General features: G+C 47.7%; 20 protein-coding genes. 8 read left to right on the plus strand and 12 right to left on the minus strand.

Features of this window, described 5'->3' with window-relative positions; genetic code table 11:
• The first annotated feature begins 2 nt into the window (after positions 1–2).
• The 3 genes from J0L70_RS22300 to J0L70_RS22310 all read left to right on the plus strand — a co-directional run bounded on the left by J0L70_RS22300 (position 3) and on the right by J0L70_RS22310 (position 5,854).
• Positions 3–3,581, plus strand: a complete 3,579-nt coding sequence (locus J0L70_RS22300; protein WP_287455899.1) for a response regulator — start codon at positions 3–5, stop codon at positions 3,579–3,581.
• Between the two features lie 302 nt (positions 3,582–3,883).
• Positions 3,884–5,092 (plus strand): esterase-like activity of phytase family protein, encoded by a 1,209-nt coding sequence (locus J0L70_RS22305; protein ID WP_287455900.1) that lies wholly within the window; start codon positions 3,884–3,886, stop codon positions 5,090–5,092.
• A 3-nt stretch (positions 5,093–5,095) separates the two neighbouring features.
• Positions 5,096–5,854: a DUF4333 domain-containing protein gene (locus J0L70_RS22310; protein ID WP_287455901.1), complete on the plus strand. Its 759-nt coding sequence runs from the start codon at positions 5,096–5,098 to the stop codon at positions 5,852–5,854.
• An 8-nt stretch (positions 5,855–5,862) separates the two neighbouring features.
• Here the strand turns inward: J0L70_RS22310 and J0L70_RS22315 are convergent, their stop codons facing one another.
• The 3 genes from J0L70_RS22315 to J0L70_RS22325 all read right to left on the minus strand — a co-directional run bounded on the left by J0L70_RS22315 (position 5,863) and on the right by J0L70_RS22325 (position 8,248).
• Positions 5,863–6,240, minus strand: coding sequence for a C6orf136 family protein (locus tag J0L70_RS22315; protein WP_287455902.1), 378 nt, complete (start codon positions 6,238–6,240; stop codon positions 5,863–5,865).
• Positions 6,237–6,806 carry a hypothetical protein gene (locus J0L70_RS22320; protein ID WP_287455903.1) on the minus strand — a complete coding sequence of 190 codons (570 nt, stop codon included), beginning with the start codon at positions 6,804–6,806 and terminating at the stop codon, positions 6,237–6,239. Before J0L70_RS22320 ends, J0L70_RS22315 begins: the two co-directional genes overlap by 4 nt.
• 191 nt (positions 6,807–6,997) lie before the next feature.
• A complete protein-coding gene (locus tag J0L70_RS22325) occupies positions 6,998–8,248 on the minus strand; it encodes a DUF4912 domain-containing protein (RefSeq protein ID WP_287455904.1) in 1,251 nt (416 codons plus the stop codon).
• Positions 8,249–8,569: 321 nt separating this feature from the next.
• Here J0L70_RS22325 and J0L70_RS22330 point away from each other — a divergent pair, with 321 nt between their 5' ends.
• Positions 8,570–9,325 carry an LmeA family phospholipid-binding protein gene (locus J0L70_RS22330; protein ID WP_017289309.1) on the plus strand — a complete coding sequence of 252 codons (756 nt, stop codon included), beginning with the start codon at positions 8,570–8,572 and terminating at the stop codon, positions 9,323–9,325.
• Between the two features lie 88 nt (positions 9,326–9,413).
• Here J0L70_RS22330 and J0L70_RS22335 read toward each other — a convergent pair whose 3' ends face one another.
• The 4 genes from J0L70_RS22335 to J0L70_RS22350 form a co-directional block, all read right to left on the minus strand.
• A complete protein-coding gene (locus J0L70_RS22335; protein ID WP_017289310.1) occupies positions 9,414–10,286 on the minus strand; it encodes a phosphatidate cytidylyltransferase in 873 nt (290 codons plus the stop codon).
• 164 nt (positions 10,287–10,450) lie between these two features.
• Positions 10,451–11,053 carry a precorrin-6Y C5,15-methyltransferase subunit CbiT gene (gene cbiT, locus J0L70_RS22340; protein ID WP_287455905.1) on the minus strand — a complete coding sequence of 201 codons (603 nt, stop codon included), beginning with the start codon at positions 11,051–11,053 and terminating at the stop codon, positions 10,451–10,453.
• 65 nt (positions 11,054–11,118) lie between these two features.
• On the minus strand, positions 11,119–12,537 hold the full coding sequence (locus J0L70_RS22345) for an aminotransferase class I/II-fold pyridoxal phosphate-dependent enzyme (RefSeq protein WP_287455906.1): 1,419 nt from the start codon (positions 12,535–12,537) through the stop codon (positions 11,119–11,121).
• The gene (locus tag J0L70_RS22350) at positions 12,527–12,763 is read right to left on the minus strand and encodes a hypothetical protein (RefSeq protein WP_017289313.1); all 237 of its coding nucleotides are present in this window, start codon (positions 12,761–12,763) and stop codon (positions 12,527–12,529) included. Before J0L70_RS22350 ends, J0L70_RS22345 begins: the two co-directional genes overlap by 11 nt.
• A 151-nt stretch (positions 12,764–12,914) precedes the next feature.
• Here J0L70_RS22350 and J0L70_RS22355 point away from each other — a divergent pair, with 151 nt between their 5' ends.
• From J0L70_RS22355 to J0L70_RS22365, 3 genes are all read left to right on the plus strand, one after another.
• On the plus strand, positions 12,915–13,070 hold the full coding sequence (locus J0L70_RS22355) for a hypothetical protein (RefSeq protein WP_017289314.1): 156 nt from the start codon (positions 12,915–12,917) through the stop codon (positions 13,068–13,070).
• 30 nt (positions 13,071–13,100) lie between these two features.
• Positions 13,101–14,192 carry a redox-regulated ATPase YchF gene (gene ychF, locus J0L70_RS22360; RefSeq protein ID WP_268181923.1) on the plus strand — a complete coding sequence of 364 codons (1,092 nt, stop codon included), beginning with the start codon at positions 13,101–13,103 and terminating at the stop codon, positions 14,190–14,192.
• Between the two features lie 215 nt (positions 14,193–14,407).
• On the plus strand, positions 14,408–15,598 hold the full coding sequence (locus J0L70_RS22365; RefSeq protein WP_017289316.1) for a TRC40/GET3/ArsA family transport-energizing ATPase: 1,191 nt from the start codon (positions 14,408–14,410) through the stop codon (positions 15,596–15,598).
• Positions 15,599–15,710: 112 nt separating this feature from the next.
• Here J0L70_RS22365 and pstB read toward each other — a convergent pair whose 3' ends face one another.
• From pstB to pstS, 4 genes are all read right to left on the minus strand, one after another.
• Positions 15,711–16,517: a phosphate ABC transporter ATP-binding protein PstB gene (gene pstB, locus J0L70_RS22370; protein WP_017289317.1), complete on the minus strand. Its 807-nt coding sequence runs from the start codon at positions 16,515–16,517 to the stop codon at positions 15,711–15,713.
• 46 nt (positions 16,518–16,563) lie between these two features.
• Positions 16,564–17,445: a phosphate ABC transporter permease PstA gene (gene pstA / locus J0L70_RS22375; RefSeq protein WP_017289318.1), complete on the minus strand. Its 882-nt coding sequence runs from the start codon at positions 17,443–17,445 to the stop codon at positions 16,564–16,566.
• Positions 17,446–17,467: 22 nt separating this feature from the next.
• Positions 17,468–18,424: a phosphate ABC transporter permease subunit PstC gene (pstC, locus tag J0L70_RS22380; RefSeq protein ID WP_017289319.1), complete on the minus strand. Its 957-nt coding sequence runs from the start codon at positions 18,422–18,424 to the stop codon at positions 17,468–17,470.
• A gap of 112 nt (positions 18,425–18,536) precedes the next feature.
• Positions 18,537–19,646: a phosphate ABC transporter substrate-binding protein PstS gene (gene pstS / locus J0L70_RS22385; RefSeq protein ID WP_017289320.1), complete on the minus strand. Its 1,110-nt coding sequence runs from the start codon at positions 19,644–19,646 to the stop codon at positions 18,537–18,539.
• A 527-nt stretch (positions 19,647–20,173) separates the two neighbouring features.
• Between pstS and rbp the strand changes: the two genes are divergently transcribed.
• On the plus strand, positions 20,174–20,470 hold the full coding sequence (gene rbp, locus J0L70_RS22390; protein WP_017289321.1) for an RNA-binding regulator: 297 nt from the start codon (positions 20,174–20,176) through the stop codon (positions 20,468–20,470).
• Positions 20,471–20,523: 53 nt separating this feature from the next.
• Here rbp and J0L70_RS22395 read toward each other — a convergent pair whose 3' ends face one another.
• Positions 20,524–21,045, minus strand: coding sequence for a DUF937 domain-containing protein (locus J0L70_RS22395; RefSeq protein ID WP_287455907.1), 522 nt, complete (start codon positions 21,043–21,045; stop codon positions 20,524–20,526).
• Between the last annotated feature and the right edge of the window lie 42 nt (positions 21,046–21,087).

Consider the following 21,087-nt stretch of genomic DNA (forward strand, 5'->3'; position numbering starts at 1 on the left):
TTATGATCGCATCCCCGGAACAAGAAGCGGCGAGACTCATCACCCTCTACGGGTACGGCATTCTAGACCAGTCCTGTCGGGAACTGTTTGATAGCCTAACTCACTTGGCAGCACAGATTTGTGACGTTCCGATCGCACTGTTAGGGTTGATGGATACCGATCGCTTAGTCTTTAAGTCCAGTGTCGGAATCGATGCGACTGAAATGCCCCGCCGTAAATCCATGTGTAACCATACATTGACGAAATCGGATGTCGTCGTCGTCGTGGATGCGTCTGGAGATGAACGGTTTATTTGTCATCCTTTAGGATCGTCGGCTACTCCCCCCATTCGATTTTATGCAGGAATGCCATTAATTGATGCAGAGGGGTACGCGTTGGGGACGCTTTGCGTGATGGATTATGTGCCCCAGAGTTTAGATGCGCAGCAGAAAACGGCGTTGCGATCGCTGGCTCAACAAGCTGTGACATTACTAGAGCAGCAACGAAAAATCTTTGAACTAGAGCAAAGGGCTGCACAAGGGCGATCCACAGGAATGCAGCTTCAGCTCCAGCTTCAGCATCTTGTGACACGCGTTCTCGCGGAAGCGCCATCGTTAAATGAAGCAACACCACGATTGCTGCAGACAATCTGTGAACATACCAATTGGGATTTTGGGGAGTTGTGGATTGCCGATCGTACTGCCAACGTGATTCGCTGTCAGGCACATTGGAGTCGATTAGCCGCGCAGTTTCATGAGTTTTCAAATTCCTCGGAATCGTGGGTATTTGCACCGGGTTATGGGTTGCCCGGACGAGTTTGGAGCAGTGGGCAACCGCTTTGGATGAGCGATGTGGTCTACGACAAAATGTTTTTACGATCGCATATTGCGGCTCGAGTCGGACTGCATGCGGCAATGGGCTGTCCGATTCTGAGCCGAGAGCAGACGGTTGGTGTCATTGCACTGTTTAGTCATCGGGTACGCCCGCCGGATGCGGAAATGATGACCGCGATGATGGTGGCAATCGCGGCACAAGTTGGACAATTTATTGAGCGCAAACAAGCCGAAGAAGAAGCGCAACGGCAAAATGCGCGATCGCAATTACTCGCAGCCATTACGTTGAAGATTCGGCAATCGTTGCATCTGAATGAAATTCTAGAAACGACTGTGGCAGAAGTGCGGCAGTTTTTGCAAACTGATCGAGTGATCATTTATCGATTTGAGCGAGAGCTATCAGGAACAGTGGTCGTTGAATCTGTTCGTGCGGGCTGGAGTTCGGCACTGGGTGCACACTTTGAGGAAGCCTGCTTCAGAGAGGGACCGTGGAAATGGTATCAGCAGGGCGGAACGATCGTGGTCGATGATACTGAACTTGCTGACCTGATGCCGTATCAGCTGCGATTACTCCAACAGCTTGAAGTCAAGGCGACCTTAGTCGTTCCAATTTTGCAGCATCAAGACGATGCAGTAGAACCGCAATTATGGGGGTTGTTAATTGCGCATCAGTGCGAAAGCACGCGTCAATGGCAAGCGTTTGAAGTCGAGTTTTTAGTTCAGCTCGCGAATCAAGTGGCGATCGCTTTAACGCAGGCAAGACTGCTCGATCAAGAGCAACAGCAGCGATCGCGTTTAACCGAGCAGAATTTAGCTTTAGAGCAAGCAAGAGCCGCAGCAGAACGAGTTTCCCAGATGAAAAGTACGTTCCTTGCCACCATCAGTCATGAGATTCGGACACCGATGAATGCTGTCCTTGGGATGACCGGATTGCTCTTAGATACAGACCTGAATCCGACTCAGCGAGATTTTGTCGGAACCATTCGGGCGAGCGGCGATAACTTACTGACCCTGATGAATCAGATTCTCGATTTCTCGAAGCTAGAAGCGGGAGAAATGGAGCTAGAAACGCTCGATTTTAATCTCACGACTTGTATTGAAGAAGTCGCTGATCTGTTTGCACCTGCTGCTTTTGCGAAGGAATTAGAGATTGCAACGTTGATTCATCATGATTTACCGATCGCGCTGCGCGGCGATGTTAGCCGATTACGCCAAATTCTCACGAATCTCGTTGGGAACGCGATTAAATTCACCAAACGGGGTGAAGTCCTGATCGAAGCGATTTTAGACTCTCAAACTGCTCGCGAAGCAACGATTCTCTTTTGTGTCAGCGATACGGGAATTGGAATTCCTCAAGAGGCTCAAGCACGGCTTTTTCAACCCTTTGCTCAAGTCGATGCATCGATGACTCGGCAATACGGGGGAACTGGGCTAGGATTAGCGATTTCGCGGCAACTCGTCGAATTGATGGGTGGCTCGATCTCGGTTGAAAGCGCGCCAAAAGCTGGCTCCAAATTCTGGTTTTCCTTGACGTTTGCAAAGCAATCTCAACCGCTTGTTGCGCAAGATAGTGATGACAATGCTCTGACCCAAATTCCAGATTTAGCCAATTTGCGATTGCTGGTTGTCGATGATCACGAAACGAATCGAACGATTGTTCGCTCTCAAGTTTCGGCGTGGGGGCTTGAGGTCGAAGAGGCGGAGAATGCAACGATCGCTCTGCAAAAATTACGCGATCGCGCTCATGCTGGAATACCTTACGATCTTGCGATTCTTGATATGCAAATGCCTGAGATTGATGGCGAAATGTTAGGCGCACAGATTAAAGCCGATCCAACACTCGCGCATACCCGATTAATTATGCTCACCTCTGCCCATCGATGGGGCGGTGCGAAACGTATGAAAGAGCTTGGGTTTTCCGCATATCTGATCAAGCCAGTCAAACAATCCCGGTTGCTTGATTGCATGATGAATACGATGCAGAACGTGGACGCGATCGAGAAAAACACAGCAATTCCGGTGTTGTCTGAAAAAACAAACTCAAAGCTCAAAATTCTCTTGGTTGAAGACAATATTGTCAATCAGAAAGTGACTTTGAATCAATTGAAACATTTAGGCTACACTGCTGACGTTGCGGCAAACGGAAAAGAAGCGATCGACATCCTGCATCAAATTCCATACAACCTTGTATTGATGGATTGTCAGATGCCAATTGTCGATGGCTACGAAGCGACCCGCTTGATCCGATCTCAGCAATCCTCGCGTCGCATTGTGATTATTGCGCTCACGGCAAATGCCATGCTTGAAGATCGAGACCGCTGCTTAGCATCAGGAATGGATGACTATTTGAGTAAGCCAATTTCCAAAGAGAAGCTAAGCGAAAAGCTGACCTACTGGGGTGAGTTTTTAGAACAACAAGTAGTAAAACAGACTATGACTTTAGCGATCGATTGGGAGCATCTCCATCAAATCTCAGACGAGAATGAAGCGTTTGAGAGAGAATTATTGCAAATTTTTGCAGAAGATTCGCATCAGCATCTCAATGCTGCAAAAACTGCATTGGCCAGCGAAAACGCGATCGACCTTTCTCGTGCAGCGCATCACATTAAAGGGGCAAGTGCAAATGTGGGTTTATATGAAATGCAATCAGTTGCATCAATGCTAGAAGTTCAGGCATTGCAAAATGATTTAACACAAGCCCCCCTGCTCATCATGCAACTCGTGGAAATGCTGGAAGCGTTGAATCAATTTCTGACGAATCAAACCTAATCAGGGGGGGTGTGAGAATGTTTTGAAAGTAATCATTGAGACGCATTCACCTGCCCTGAAATTCCATTCCAGGTTAGCAGTGCGAAGTCCTTTGACGAGAACTGGATTGCTCAAACCTTTGTATTAGAAAGTTGCACAGACTTCACTTCACTAGCCCCGAATTTCATTCCAGGGTGAGATGGCAAGGTGAGCAAAGAGACTTTTTATACTTCTAAAGCCTCCTTTGAAAACAGCGATCGATTTAACCGATCGTTGTTCTTTTCATACTCACTTCTTAATGTTGCTATGAAATGCTACTGCTTATGAGAAAACTGTTTCACAAAAGCTGGATTGCACCGTTCTTAGCAATCGTATTGCTCATTCTTTTTCTCAGATCTGCTGTAACCGCTCAAAATCTGACGACCTTAGTTGGATTTGCTGCTTTGCCTGCGGATGTATTTGTTCCGGGTGCAAATTCAGGTGCAAAAATCTCAGCAAACGGGCGGACGGGCAGTTTTAATGGACAACCGATTCAAGGATTGAGCGCGGTGCAATTTGCCGATCGCGATTCTTTCTGGTTCTTGACAGACAACGGATTTGGATCAAAAGAGAACAGCTCAGACTTCTTACTCAGACTTTATCAAGTCACACCGAATTTCCGAGGCAGAGGCGGAAACGGAGAAGTGAAACCACTCAAATTTTTTCAACTGATCGATCACGATCGCAAAGTGCCCTTTAAGTTGGTCAACGAAGAGAGCCGTATGCTCACGGGTGCAGATTTCGATCCTGAATCCTTGGTAATTGCCAGCGATCGCTCAGTTTGGATCGGGGATGAATTCGGTCCTTATTTATTGCATTTTGATCAATACGGCAAGCTTCTAGCTCCACCGATTTCGACTCCCGATCTCAAAGGAGGATGGGTACGATCGCCTCAAAGTTCAGACAAGCCCAACCTCGCTGCATCAAAGGGATTTGAAGCGATGGCGATCAATCCCGATCGCACCAAAATTTATCCAATGCTTGAAGGAACTGTGAAAGGTGATCCTGAAGGCGTGTTGAGAATTTATCAAGTGGATGCACAAACGGGGAAATTTAACGGATTAGCTGGTTATTACAAGCTCGAAAATTCAGAACATGCACCGGGTGATATGACTGTCATCAATGAAAATGAATATTTAGTCATCGAACGAGACGCAAAACAAGGAAAAGAAGCGAAATTCAAAAAAATATACAAAATTGATTTAACCAAAAAAGACAAAAATCAATGGGTTGAAAAACAAGAGATTGCTGACTTATTAAATATTGAAGATCCAAATGATCTGAATCGAGATAAGAACAAACAGTTTCAGTTTCCATTCGTCACGATCGAAAATCTGCTTGTGCTTGATGCCAACACCATTCTGGTTGCAAATGACAATAATTACCCATTCACAATGGCTCGTCCTCCCTATATCGACAATACGGAAATTATCTTACTCAGACTAGCTCGATCGCTCAATTTAGATTCCCGTATCGGTTTACCCAAACGTTAGACTATGAATCACTTTCGCGTTCTCAAACTCATTCCTTTTGTAGCTCTCTTTGTGACTCTGGCAGGTTGTGAAAAAACCTTAGATACTGCAAAAATCGAAGAAATCATCAAATCTGGCATCACAAAACAAGGTGGAAGCGCTGTAAAATCCGTCATTTGTCCTGCCAATATCAAACCAAAAGCAGCGAGCACCTTTGAATGTGTCGGTGTCCTCGACGAAAAGGTTGGATTTGCGATTTCTGTTCAACAGCGAGATGACCAGGGCAGTATCACTTGGGACGCAACCAGCGTCAAAGGCTTGCTCAATATGGCACAACTGAAAACCGAATTTGAGCAAGGGCTGCAAAAAGAAATGGGTCGAGCTGCGATCGATTGTGGGGGAACAAATCTTTATCGACCCGTCAAACCTGGCGAAACTTTTGAATGTCAGCTCCTCAAGCATGAAGAGAAATCTGAAAAAACTGTTCGTTCCAATCAACCAGAAGACAAACCGGCAAAGCAACCCGATCAACCCAAGGAAACAATTCAAGTCACGGTTCAACCTTCTGGTGCGATTAACTGGCAGCGCATCATCAAGGTCAGCGATCCCAAACCAGCCGCGATCGCGACGAATACAGAAATACCATCCCCAGTCTCGGCGACAAAAATGCCACCCGAATCCAAGCAATCAGAAACCTCCACAGATGCTTCTGGTCAATCCTCTGGGCTGCCTGCACAAACCGCAGAAGAAGCGCTGAATACGCAACCGCCCCCAGAGGATTAACTAGAAGATTAACTGCGGAACACCTGTTTCAGCACCTCTAGGCGAGAACACTCCCAATAATCCACATGTTCTGAAATCAGACCATCTGAGTTCACGTGCAACTTACTCCATCCTGGAATCCTCATCCGGGGCTTCCAGGGTAGAGGCGCATTCCAACTCAAAATCCATCGCGTCTTGATTTCATTCTCGGTTTGTACGATCGAGATCAAATCCATCTGGACATCCACAAACCAAGTCTCGATAAACCGGATCATTTTTTGATAGCGATCAATGCCACGAAACTCATTCATCGGATCTTTGAACCAAACATCCGGTGCATAAATGCTGTACGTTTGGTTAGCTGGAAATCTCGTATAATCTTCGCGCAACACTTCCACTAAATTCATACGTCCTCTCCCTCGTCCCAGAGTCGTCGCAGTTGACGCTGCCAAGCGTCCATGGTTTGTTCTCTCGACTGCGCTCCCATCGCCAAATCACCCATCATTCCTTCTTGATAAAAGCGATCGAGCATCTGAATCGTTGCCTCCAAGGATTGCCCCTGGAGCTTCGCTGCCTGCACAATTTGTCGGATTTGCTTCTCCACAAAGGCATTGAACAGATCTGTTAATCCTGCCTGCTGTAACGCGATCATTCGTTCAAGTGCAGCTTGGAAATCTCTGGTCGTCAATCCCGCGATCGCATGTTGAAACACTGCCCAAAGTACGCCTTGATGCAACCCATAGCGCACCTCTTGCGTGACATCAAAATTCGATTCGAGTAGCTGTTCTAAATAAGGTTCCGCATCTTGAGCAGGTGCGATCGGGAGCAATGCCCTGACCCAAGACTCATCTTCTGAAAGTAATATCAATAATCGAAACTGGGGAGTTTCAACTTGAAATGAACCTGGAGCCAACGCCTGGACTTGATCCCCAAACAGAACAGTCAACGTCGAAGACAATTCATCTAACGTCATAATTCATCAAATTCATCAATAGAGCACAGATAACTAGAGAATGCAGAACACTAACCACTTAGCGTCGTGTCTCATCCCTCTAATGTAATCAGGATTCTGCCCATAAAAAAAATCGATCGAGTACTCGATCGATTGGAAGGGAGAACTGAGAACGAGGTGAGCCGAAGCGCTGCTCACCTCTTGGCATTACATTAGACGAGCCATTCTTCGATCGCTTCTTCTTTCGTATTCGTACGACGCGCAGGCGTTTCACGCTCGAACTTCATATGAATCTCGCGATTTTGTTCGCCATCTGCGGCAACCGCCATGATCGGGAAGTCGATCAAACCGTCCTGGAAGGACATTTGGAATCGGAACGTACCATCGGGATTCAGCGTGATGGGGCGACCGCCGATCGTCACAGTTGCATCTGGCTCAGTTGCACCGTACACAATCAATTCCGCATCCGCAATCAACCAGAATTTCCGGGGACGAATTGGCGGAGCAGACGCTGAGAACCCAACACCCGACATATTGACTCCCGAAGCAGTCGGCAATGCCCACATGCCTACACCCGATGGGAAGACGTAAGAACTGATCGTGTCTAGATGCGAGACAGAAGCAGAGTGCTGCATCGAACCGTAGAGCGATCCCGCAATTCGCATTGCTTCGGTCGTTTGCGCCATGCCAAAGATTTCGTCGTAAATCGGATTGCTTTGAGCACCGCCAACGCCTGTGCCCATTGCTTGCTTCTTAGTCGGCGGAACCAATTCCAGAAGCGTCTTGCCGCGCAGATCTTCATCCCAAGCCAAGGTGATGAAATGATCTTCGATCCAGTCAGATGGGTAAACCGGAGGAACGCGCACCGATGCGGAGCGTGCCAGAACTAACCAGCGACCATCTCCCGCCCGGTAGCCAATTTCAATCGCATAATCGCGATCGCTGACCGGAACAGGCAAATACCATTCCCGCGCCATCTCATCACAGGGATATTCTTGAACGCTGTGCGGGCTTTGGTAATCCAAATTCACGTCAGTGACATCGTACACACGCAGTGCTAATTGCTGTCCACCTTGGCGACGTAGGTCTTGCTTGTGCTCATTGGGGATATCCCAGTATGTATATGCCCATTGAGGATCGCGGGGCATCAATACAATGCGGCTTTCTCCATATCCTTCTGGAAGATCCATTAAATCGGCATCAACCGTTGCTAAAGTCATTGCCGTGAAGGATTGAGCGTCGTCTTGTCCAACATCGAATTTAGTTGCTTCCACAGCTTCTTGTGCCTCTATGGTACGGGGGGACGGGGTAGGGGTCGAAAATCGTGTCCGTTCAATCTCCTGAATCGATGCGAGAAGCTGGTCTTTTCGCATTCGGCTATAGCGAGATACGCCATATTCGCTAGCAACTCGACGCAATTGCCGCAAGGTCATTTCAGTGAGAGGGGGACGTTCTGTAGCCATATCACTTCTCCGTGATTGTGTTGATTGTCCTTATCTCAAGCGGTCGGGGGGATCACCCAACTTAACTTCTCTTAATCTTTGGGGATCGCAAGATGCCTTACATAGTGCCGGAATCTTCTCCCAGGATCAAGGGGTGAAAGCGCTTGATTGATCAGGCTTTTACGATTTTTCAGGCAATTCAGGGATCGTAATGTCATCAAATCATAACAATTTGGGATCACTTTAGCGTTCTGGGATCGCAGAATGTCAAAATTTGATGACAAATGCAGTTCGCAGGGGCTTTCCTGTACACTGCTCTAAAGCCTCTTTACTGAATGACATATGACTTTGAGCGATCGCGATACGAATGAAATTGAGACTGCTGCAACAGGAACTCGATTAATCAGTAAAGTTTTGGCTCCGGCTGTTCGACTCTGGTTAAGATCTCAAGTCGAGCAAGTTGAGGAGTTACAAGTTCAGATTGAATCAGGAGATCGGCAAATTCTCTCAGGCTGTATTCCTCAACTTGCGCTGACCGCGAGAAATGCGATTTATCAAGGTCTTGCATTCAGCCAGATTCAACTGACAGGGCAAAATATTCGCGTCAACGCTGGTCAAATTGTCCGAGGCAAGCCGTTACGACTGCTTGAGCCGATCTCTGTTCAGGGATCAGTTTTATTAGAAGCGACGGATCTAAGTTCGTCTCTGAATGCGCCTTTACTGAGAACTGGCGTGATTGAATTTTTACAGACTCTTCTGAGATCAGGTGCCGCAGGAGTCAGTAGCAATCGCGAATTGAATTTGCAGAATCTCTCGATTCAACTGCGCTCCAATCTCGTGGTGTTAGGGGCAGATTTGATCTCAGATAGTGGAAATGCAACGCCGATCGCAATTCGGACAGGTTTTGATTTAGCTGCACCCAATTTATTGAAATTGGTCAATCCGCAATGGCTACCTCATGCCACTGCCAAACGAGGCTTACCGCTTTCAGATCTGGACGGGTATACCTTTAATTTAGGCAGCGAGACGGAGATTCACGAATTGACGATCGAACCTGACAAGGTGACTTGTATTGGTAAATTAATGGTGCTTCCCTAGCCATTTGGGGAGTAGGGAACCTTGAATTTCTCCCTATCCCCCTATCAGACTGATTGTGATGAACGACAGGGCTGAGGACGATTGAGCATCAAGTCTTAGGAAGCAGCGGCAAAACTAAAGTGACGAAATAATAGACGAGCGGTGCTGTAAAGACGTAGCTATCTGCGCGATCGAGAATTCCACCATGTCCTGGAATCAGTTGCCCTGAGTCTTTTACGCCTGCATCGCGTTTCATCATCGACTCGGTTAAATCTCCGAGTAGACTGGCAATTCCAATCAACAAGCCGAAAATAACTCCGGTAATTGGCCATCCTGACCAATCCAGATACCAAGAGCCAATAACTGCTACAGCAACACTGGCAGAAACTCCAAACACTGCGCCTTCAACCGTTTTCTTCGGGCTGATATCCGATAAGCGAGTTCTACCAATCCAACGACCCACGGTGTAGGCTCCGATATCTGCTGCCCACATACAAACGAAAGCGAGTAGGGTGTGGGTTAAGCCTTGAGGTAAGTTCTCAAACCCCTGCCAGGACAAAATCCAGAACCCGTCCAGTGGAAGATTGCTGAGATCGGCTTGTCCAAGTGATCGCAGTCGAATCCAAAAACTGGGCAGATATCCTACGTAGAAGAGTCCCATGATCGAAGCGGAGATATCCGCGATCGTGGCGAATTTTGGCTGAAATAGTAGGTAGAAGCAAATCAACGTTCCGGCTACCGGAAAAATGGCATCGGCAAGCGAAGGATTGAGATTTGAGATGAACAATAGGATCTGAGTGACAACGAGTGTTGTTTTTCCAGCAGGAGCGATGCCTTTGGCGCGGACAAGCTCGAAGTATTCTAGCTGCCCCAGATAAATGATTACGCCAAAAAAAGCGGTGAAATACCAGCCGCCCAGCAGAAACATCACCAACGCGATCACGATCGCTACAATTCCACTAAAGATGCGAGACCAAGGCATAAGACTGTTTAGCGTTCACGACAAGAACTTGGTCTAACTGTCCCTTCTTAAGTCAACTGATCTGGCACACTCCTGAATCTGGGACTGGATAAGATTTTGGTTAAGAAGGTTAAGAGTCATTTGGATCACTTTATCAGAGTGACGTGTCCAGGATGTGGAATTTTTTATTCAAGTTTTTCGCCGCTCAATACAAAAATTGGATCAACTGCGACGAAAGATTGGCTTGTACCACGGGTTTCCAAGCGATTGATTGCGGATTGGACAACTTCAATATTGCGGGCGTGAAGTTCAGCGAAACTTTCTGAAATTTTATAGAGGTTTTCTAAATTTGCAGCAGTAGCGACGATTCGACCTTGAGGTTTGAGGTGTTGCCAGACTTCGCTAAGGGTTTCTTTGATGGATTTTGTGCCTTCAATACAGACTCGATCGGGCATTTGCTTCAGCGTTTTCAAACAGTCAGGCGCACTGCCTTCAACGACTTTGACGTTTTTCACTCCGAAGCGATCGCAGTTGCGCTGGATGAGATTAGCAACATCTTCATCGCGCTCGATCGCGATAATTTGCCCTTGAGGACAAAGTAATCCCGCTTCGACAGGGATGGTTCCGGTTCCGGCTCCAATGTCCCACAAGACTGAATTTGATTTGAGTCGAAGCTGACACAGCATGAGCAGCCGAATTTCACGCTGGCTCATGGGAATTCCAGGTAGGTTTTCAAATAACTCATCAGGAATACCGGGAGTCACATAAGACCAGAGAGGAGAAGACATAATAAACGCGAGGCAATAGGCTTAACCCTATTGTGATTCAGGATTTGTGATTCAGGAATCGAAATCTAGCGTAAGACTTTTAAGGTGTTGAGAGAGGAATCGCTACAGCCGCTAATAAATCCGCCTGCGGCAAGGACAGTTTTGAGAGCCGCGATCGCGCCTTTTGTAATTCGCTCTCCTGGTAGCAAGACTGGAATGCCAGGTGGGTAAGGACAAATCAATTCGGCACTCACGCGATCGATTGCCAGATGAGTTTCAACTGTTTCTGATCCTGCAAAGAACGCTTCTCGCGGAGACATGACCGTTTCAGGCAAATCAAACTCAGAAATTTGTGTAGGCGAAAATGACCCAGAAGGAAGCTGTTTCAAGGCTTGCACTAATCGATCGATATCTGTTTCTGTATTGCCTAAGCTGATGATAAAAGTCAAATGTTGCAGCGAGGGAAGTTCAGCTGTTACACCCAGATTTTGGTGAAGGATTTCGTCTGCGGTGAATCCATCGATTCCAAACTTTGTCACTGTCACCGTCAAACGAGTTTTATCCAATACCCAGTCTTTGGGCTGAAACACCTTGAGATTCGGAAGTTCTGCGATTCTCGATCGAGCTTTATCGGCAAGTTCTAAAGTTCTTGCCATCAACTCTTTTCCTTCAATTGCCATTTGTGCCCGTGCTGCATCTAGAGAAGCTAAGAGCAAATAATTTGGACTGGTGGATTGAACCAGTTGCAGAGATCGAGCAATCCGATCTCGATCGATTCGCTCTCCCTGAACATGTAGCATTGAGGCCTGAGTGAGAGCCGAGAGCGTTTTATGCGTCGATTGCACACTCAGGTCTGCACCTGCGGATAAAGCTGAAATTGGTAAATCAGGATGAAAGGCGAAATGTGCGCCATGCGCTTCATCGACTAAAAGCGGAATTCCCGCAGCATAGGCAAGATCTGCGATCGCTTGAATCTCCGCACAGACCCCGTAATAGGTCGGATAAACGATAAGAATTGCTTTGGCATCAGGATGAGTTTGAAGTGCGATCGCAACTGTTTCAGGTGTAACACTGTGCGCGATGTCTAGATTTGCATCATATTCAGGCTGTAAAAAAATCGGCATCGCACCCGACAAGATCAAGCCAGAAATTGCCGACTGATGCACATTTCGAGGCAGAAGAATTTTATCGCCTGGATTGCAGGTTGCCAGAATCGCCGCAATGATGCCCGCAGTTGAGCCATTGGCAAGAAACCAGGTTTGCTCAGCCCCAAAAGTTTGGGCAGCTAAAGTTTGAGCTTGCGCGATCGCACCTTGAGGCGCAAATAAATTATCGAGTTCCGGCAATTCGGGCAAATCGGCTTGTAATGTGCGATCGCCAACGAGTTGCTGAAATGCCTTGAAACTCCCCTGACCACGCTTATGCCCCGGTGTATGAAACGCAGCATTTTGGCTTTCAGCACACTCTGCCAAGATTTTGAGTAATGGGAGTCGATCAAACTGCATTCTTGTGACGCTTGAGCATTTCAAGTTCTTCGCGCAGTTGTCCAGGACTCATGACGGGATTGCAATCGTCAAACGTCACCGCATCAATATCCAGGAATTGAGCTAACGCCATCTCAATCACGAGTTCGATCGGAAATTGATTTGCAGTCGCATAGGCTTCTAGCGCCTGCCGAATTTTCTCAGGAACCTGAATGTTTAGCTGCGTTTCGGTTTGAGACTGCTGCACTGCGCTTCATGAAGAAGGACACTGGACATTATAAATCTGTTCACGAATCGATCGTAATCTGACTCCACCCTCAAACGCTGACCGAATGACAGATGAATCTTGATTTCTGACTTTCTAGGTTAGAGAAGCCAAATTATCGTTAGGATATCTTATGGTTTATTCGCCACCGAATCCGGTTCCATCGCCGTTGCCAAATCCGACTCCAGAACCGAGTCCGATCCCCGCACCGATACCTGATCCGACTCCGGAACCTGTTCCTGGAACTGAACCGGAGCCGATGCCTGACCCTGTTCCGACTCCGTCGTAACCGATTTATCCTTTTATTTCACACACAAACATGTTAAGAGCCGGGATTGTTGGATTGCCCAACGTTGGAAAATCAACCTTATTTAATGCGGTCGTTGCCAATGCAAAAGCCCAAGCCGCCAACTATCCCTTTTGTACGATCGAACCCAATGTCGGGACGGTCGCTGTGCCAGACGATCGCTTGAAAGTTCTCTCTGACATCTCAAAATCAGAAGAAATTATTCCAGCCCGCGTTGAGTTTGTAGACATTGCGGGACTCGTCAAAGGTGCATCTCAGGGTGAAGGCTTGGGAAATAAGTTTTTGGCAAATATCCGTGAAGTCGATGCGATCGTGCATGTCGTCCGCTGTTTCGATGACGATGACATTATTCACGTCTCTGGCTCAGTTGATCCAGCCCGAGATGTCGAAGTGATCAACTTAGAATTGGGACTAGCGGATTTAGATCAAATCGATCGTAGAATCGAGCGCAGTCGCAAACAAGCTCGTACCAGTAAAGAAGCCCAACAAGAAGTCGAAATTCTAGAACGGCTAAGTGCTGCCTTGAACGAGGGAAAATCGGCTCGTCAAGTGGTTCTGAATGAGGAAGAAGAACTAATTATCAAACCGCTAGGATTGCTCTCGCGTAAGCCTGTCATCTATGCCTGTAACGTTTCGGAAGATGATTTAGCCACCGGAAATGAATGGGTTGAACAAGTGCGGAAACTTGCAGCCCAAGAGAATGCTCAAGTCGTTGTCATTTCGGCACAAGTCGAATCTGAACTCATCGAACTGCCTGAAGAAGATCGCGCTGACTTTCTTGCCTCGTTAGGCGTTGAAGAAGGCGGATTGAAATCGTTAATCCGCGCAACTTATGCATTGCTTGGACTACAGACTTACTTTACAACAGGCCCTAAAGAGACCCGCGCTTGGACAATTCGTGCTGGTATGCTCGCTCCCCAAGCCGCAGGTGTAATTCATACTGACTTTGAACGGGGATTTATTCGAGCAGAAACAGTGGCATATAAAGATTTAGTCGAACTCGGTTCGATGAATGCTGCTAAAGAGAAAGGGCTAGTTCGTAGCGAGGGCAAGGAATACACCGTCCAAGAAGGCGATGTGATGCTATTCCGATTTAATGTGTAGTTTCTGTAAATACGGTTACGTATTTGCGCTAATGCCACTGTATAATCACGTACATAAGGTTTTTGCGGGAACTTCTACGCCACCCCTCAAAGAACTGCCTTGAATTTGCCCTCGATCAATTATTTGATCGGGGGCTTTTAGTTCGGAGAAACTGTCGATCGACGCTAGAATTAAGTAAAAGAATGTAAAGAAATTCTCAGACAGGACTCGATTAAATGCGCGTAATTCTGATGACAGGGAAGGGCGGAGTCGGTAAAACTTCGGTCGCAGCAGCAACAGGACTTCGCTGTGCCGAATTGGGATACCGAACTTTAGTATTGAGTACTGATCCAGCACACTCTCTCGCCGATAGCTTTGATCTGGAGTTGGGACATGAGCCAAAACAAGTTCGCCCAAATCTCTGGGGAGCAGAACTCGACGCGCTGATGGAATTAGAGGGCAATTGGGGAGCGGTCAAACGCTATATCACCCAAGTCTTGCAGGCGCGCGGTTTAGAAGGCGTTCAGGCAGAAGAGTTGGCGATTTTGCCGGGAATGGATGAGATCTTTGGATTAGTGCGGATGAAGCGGCACTATGACGAAGGCGAATTTGATGTGCTGATTATTGACTCGGCTCCGACGGGAACAGCATTGCGATTGCTGAGTTTGCCGGAAGTTGGCGGTTGGTATATGCGGAAGTTTTACAAACCGTTTCAGGGCATTTCGGTCGCGTTACGTCCTCTGGTTGAGCCGATTTTTCGCCCGATCGCTGGCTTTTCCTTGCCGGACAAAGAGGTGATGGATGCACCTTACGAGTTTTACGAGCAGATTGAAGCGTTAGAAAAAGTGCTCACTGATCCCACGCAGACCACCGTGCGATTAGTGATGAATCCCGAAAAAATGGTGATTAAAGAATCACTGCGCGCTCATGCGTATTTGAGTTTGTATAACGTTGCGACAGATTTAGTCGTGGCAAACCGGATTATTCCTGAATCAGTGACTGATCCCTTTTTCCAACAGTGGAAAGAGAACCAAAAACAATATCGCGAAGAGATTCACTCGAATTTTACGCCCTTGCCGATTAAGGAAGTCCCGTTATATTCGCAAGAAATGTGTGGATTAGAGGCGCTCGATCGCTTAAAAGAAACGCTGTATCCCAACAACGAAGATCCGTCACAGGTTTACTACAAAGAAACGACCTTGCGAGTTGTTCAAGAGCAGAACCAGTACAGCTTGGAGCTTTATTTGCCAGGGATCGAGAAATCTCAGATTGAACTGAGCAAAACAGGCGATGAACTGAATGTACGCATCGGGAATCATCGGCGCAATTTGGTGTTGCCGCAAGCGTTAGCAGCCCTGCAGCCGTCTGGAGCAAAAATGGAAGAGGACTATCTCAAAATTCGATTTAGCGATCCCGCAAGAGCTTGAGACATACTGCTTTCATCTTCTAACCACTCCGCAGTTGAACTCTAAATCAAAAAGAACTCCAGGTTTTCTAACAACTTGGAGTTCTTTTTGAGTTTGACGGCTAGACGAAGGATTAACCGAAACGACCGCTCACATAAGCTTGAGTTGCTTGTTCTTGGGGGTTTTGGAAGATTCTTTCTGTGCGATCGTATTCCACAATGTAGCCTGTTCTATGCCCCTTCGCATTTGCTTCCACATTGAAAAATGCCGTGTAGTCTGACGCACGAGAAGCCTGCTGCATGTTATGAGTCACGATCACGATCGTATATTTCTCTTTCAACTCTTGCAGCAGATCCTCAACCTTCAGCGTCGAAATTGGGTCAAGTGCCGAACAGGGTTCATCCATCAGAATGACATCCGGCTGCACCGCAACCGCACGCGCGATACAAAGCCGCTGTTGTTGACCACCAGACAGATCGGTTCCGTATGCTTTCAGCTTATCTTTCACATCGTCCCAGAGTGCAGCCTGCTTGAGCGATCGCTCGACCAACTCATCCATATCGCCTTTGAAGCCTAACAAGCGAGGTCCAAACGCAACGTTGTCATAAATCGACTTCGGAAATGGATTCGGCTTCTGGAACACCATCCCAATCCGTCGGCGCACCTCGACCGGATCAATATCCTTCGCATACAGATCTTGGTCGTGGTAGTACATCTTGCCATCCAGATGGAATGACTTGATCAAATCGTTCAGGCGATTGAAGCAACGCAGTACCGTACTTTTACCGCATCCCGAAGGACCGATAAACGCAGTGACTGCGTTTTTGGCAATCTCGATCGACACATCGCGCACCGCCAAGAAATTCCCATAATAGATGTTCACATCTTGCGTGCGAAAGACTGATTCGGTTGTGCGAGCGTCTTGAGTTCTGGAAGTCATACCGTTTATGTAAGGAAGTAAAGTTGAATGCGTTGCAAATCGGCACTTAGCGACGTTTGATTACCATCCGAGACAGGATACTCGTGATTAACACGAGTGCCACCAAGACGAGAGAACCTGCCCAAGCTAGCTCTTGTTGAGCCTTGAAAGGCGATGTGGCAAAGTCAAACACCAAACGCGACATCGTTGCTGTCGGCTGCCACAAGGTTGTATTCCAAAATCGATTAAAGGAAGCCGTAAACAGCACTGGAGCCGTTTCTCCTGCGGCACGTGCTACCGCAAGCATAATCCCAGTCACGATCGCTGGAATTGCAGCAGGTAAAACAATTTTGAGCGTTGTCTGCATCTTTGTCGATCCTAACCCAATTGCAGCCTGACGGTATTCATTTGGAACCGACTCTAAGGCTTCAGCAGAGGTTCTAACAATGGTTGGCAGCATCAATACTGCTAAAGCAAAGCCGCCAGCTACAGCAGAAAAGGTTCCAGTTCGCAGCACCACAAGCGCATAAGCAAATGCCCCAATCACGATCGAGGGCACTCCACTCAAAACGTTGGTCAAGAAGTTGACCGTTTCTGCAAACTTCGTATCGCGCCCAAATTCCGAAAGATAAATTGCACCAACAATCCCGAAAGGAATTGCCATCAATGAGGCAATGCCGACCGTCAACAACGTTCCGACAAACGCATTCCCAAACCCACCGCCAGCTAGCCCTGGTGCAGGGGGAAGCTCCAGAAAGACAGACGGCGTGAGTCGCGACAAACCATTTGCCAAGACATAAATCATGACCGCTGCTAGCGGAATCAAGGCAAGTCCGGCACACGCAAAGGCGAGAACGGTCATTCCTGAAGAAAATAGCGTTCGCGGGGAAGTTGGCGATCGCTTTAAGCTTCTTGCGGCAGATGAAGTTGAAAATTCTGGAGAAGTCATATAGTGAGAGTCCTAAATCTGCCTAGAGCTTCATGCTAAAGCGGCGAACAATCCACTCGGCTAGCACGTTCACAATCAGCGTCAAGATAAAGAGAATCAGTGCCGCATACATCAGCGAGGCAACCTGCAGTCCACTTGCCTCAGCAAACTGGTTCGCGAGCAAAGAAGCAACCGTTGAGCCTTGCGACAAAATCGAGAAAGTTCGGATCGAATCGACGTTTCCGATCACCATGGTGACTGCCATTGTCTCGCCCATGGCACGACCCAGCGCCAGCATAATTCCACCCACAATGCCCGAAAAAGCAGCTGGCAGTAAAACCCTGAATATTGTCTCCCATCGAGTTGCTCCTAATCCATACGCAGCTTGGCGTAATTCAGACGGAACGGCGACCAAGGCATCTCGGGAAATCGCAGCAATAATCGGCAAAATCATAATTGCCAAAATAATGCCTGCTGCATAAATTCCAGGTCCCGCAGGAGCTGTACTAAAAATGGGAATCCAACCAAAAGCTGCATTTAACCAAATTCCGAACGGGCGCAGAACGGGGATCAACACGAAGATACCCCACAATCCATACACCACACTGGGAATCGCCGCCAGTAATTCCACCATAAACACGATCGGTTGTTTGACCCGCGGCGGCAAAAAGTCTTCACTCAGAAATAACGCGACTCCAATTCCCACCGGAACCGCTAGGAGCAGCGCTAGAAACGAGGTGATCAGCGTTCCATAAATTTGAGTTAGCGCTCCAAACACTTCATCATTCACGCTCCAACGACTGGTCGTGAGAAACCCGAATCCAAATTTCTGAATGGCTGGAAATGCATCCGTTCCGACTCGACCTGCGATCGTCAACAGCAGGATGCCAATCCCGAGCGCAAAAGCAGCCGTCAACCAAACAAAGCCATCGTCAATCCATCGGGACGCATCTGAGCGTTTCCAAGACATGCGCGAAGATCGATCAGCAGGCGAAGCCATAAAAAACCTATTCAGAGAAAGTAATACAACAAAAAGTGATGCAACAATATCACGGGATTGGGACGGGAATCAGCCGGGGAGCAATTTTTCTATATGCTCCCCTAACTTCATCTTATTTCCCTGCGACCTTCACTGTCTCTAATGCAGCCGCAGCTTTTGTCGATAAATCCTCTGGCAGAGGAATGAATCCTAGCTCTGTTGCAAATGCTTTGCCATCGCTGTACGCCCATTTAACGAATTCATTGAATGCTTTCGCTTTCGCTGGATCCTTGGGATTTTCGTACAACAGCAAGTAAGTCAAGCCTGCGATCGGGTAAGCCTCTTTGCCCTCTGGATCAGGAACCTTCATCGCAAAATCAGCGGGAACTGTAGCCCCAACGAATGCTTTCGCTGCCGATTCAGGGGTTGGAGCAATAAATTCACCTGCTTTATTCTGTAAGCTTGCAGTCGCAATGTTATTTTCCTTAGCAAAGGAATACTCGATATAGCCGATCGCTCCTGCGGTTTGCTGAATTTGAGCCGTGACTCCCTCGTTTCCTTTCCCGCCCGTTCCAGTCGGCCACTCTACAGATTTGCCTGCTCCTGCTTTCCAGTTAGGGCAAGCTGCTTTAATGTGATTGGTAAAAATTGCGGTCGTTCCACTGCCATCAGAACGGTGAACAAAGGTCAAAGGCTGGCTTGGTGCGGATGGATTGTTTGCCTTGATCTTGGGGTCATCCCAGGATTTGATCGAACCATCGACAATGCCACACAGAGCTTCACGAGTCAGTTTTAGATCGGTCAAACCCGGTGCATTGTAGCCCATCACAATAAACAGACCCGTCGATGGAACTTGTACCGCTTTACCCCGATCGCTAGGAACTTTCGAGCGATCTTCGTCTTTGAGTGGATCATCCGAAGCGCCAAAATCGACCGTTTGATCAATGAAGCGTTTCACCCCTGCACCACTTCCGACCGAATCGTAGCTAATCTGAACGCCTGGATTTTTCTTGTTGTACTCTTGGAACCAACGCTGGTAGAGCAAGCTGGGCGCACTCGCGCCAGCACCATTAATTGAAGTTGCACCTCCCGGAGCAGCGGCGGGTGCAGCCGGAGCATTGCCTGTTGCACCTTGAGGAGGAGTATTCGCTGTCTGAGGCGCACATGCCGCGAGTCCCATGATCAGAGCAGCGAGGGAGGTCATCGACACTCCCAAATGAAGTTTTCGGTGAGAAAATGCCATAAATAAAACGCAGGGCAACATGATTTATAGGTATCTCCCACAGAGTACACCTATAGATTTAAGACAAGATTAAGGGCAGAAATTTTCTACTCTTAAACCAATCTTATGTTGCCTGCGTTACAGACAGAAGTGGCTCTTCTTGCAAAGGATCGCTAAGATTCACCACAACATATAAACTCGATCACTCTAGATTCAGCGAACTAGCACTGACTCTTTTTCAAGGTTCTCTAATATTGTAACGTTTTGTCAACTTTCTGAGACAAGTTTCTCAGAGCAAATTACATCTAGAAATAGTTCGTTGCCTTCTCTAGCATAAGAATTAACGACTCTGTTTATCGACTTGATAAAAATTCCTATTTTTACAGGTAGACGAATGGCAGTTCTTGTGCTTCTCATTCTAGAGAGGGTCAGGTATAATACTCTAACAACGAAAGTTTGGCGATCGCGATTTGGGGGAGAGGATATCGATTCCTGCTGAATTGACAATCACCGACTTTGCCCCTCACACGAATGGTTTGGAGAGTAACGTGACTATTTACATTGGAAACTTGTCTTTTCAGGCAACTGAAGAAGATCTGAAGGAAGTGTTTGCAGAATACGGCGAAGTCAGCCGAGTTAGCCTTCCGACAGACCGCGAGACAGGTAGAAAACGTGGATTTGCCTTTGTCGAGATGGCAGATGATGCTCAAGAAGATGCCGCGATCGCTGAACTAGACGGTGCAGAGTGGTTAGGTCGCGAGCTAAAAGTCAATAAAGCGAAACCGCGTGAGCCTCGTGCAGGTGCGGCTGGAGGCGGTCCACGCGGCGCTAGAAATAATTATTAATCTTGAGACCCAAAGCGGACTGAATTCACGTGATGCAGTCCGCTTTCGCGTTTCTACCCGCGTTGGCTGAGAAATTGACCAGCCATCCCCATCATGTCGCCAATATCAACATCGCCATCGCGATCGGCATCTAGAAAAGCATTCAGGACGGGATTGCCCGTTTGACCGTCTTGCTGTTGCGCGGGCGCTCCGCTTTTTAGCATATTGAGAACGAGCGGCACCAGTACGGGCAGCATCGACATTATCAAGTTGGAGTCGATGCCTGTATGTTGTGAGATGCTTTCGGCGACTTGCTGCTGCATAGAGCCAGGAAAGAGCGCGTTCACAGCTTGGGGATTGTTGCCGAGTCCAGCAAATTGGTTGACCAGCGAGTAAGCTTGGTCGTTTCCTTGGTTTTGTAGCGAGGAACGAACATGTCCGCCGAGGAGCGACATGACCGCTTGAGTTGCGCCAGAATCGATACCCTGATTGCCAGCTACTTGCTGAGCAATGCCTAGAATATTGCCAAGCTGGTCGGTTGAACCTTGTTGTTGCGGATTCGCAACCGCACTGATGATTTGATCAAATAGACTCATAAGGTTTTTCCTTGAAGCGTTTCTATTTTGAAAGCGCACGAA

This window comes from Leptolyngbya sp. UWPOB_LEPTO1, from assembly GCF_017302695.1.
GTDB lineage: Bacteria > Cyanobacteriota > Cyanobacteriia > Leptolyngbyales > Leptolyngbyaceae > Leptolyngbya > Leptolyngbya boryana.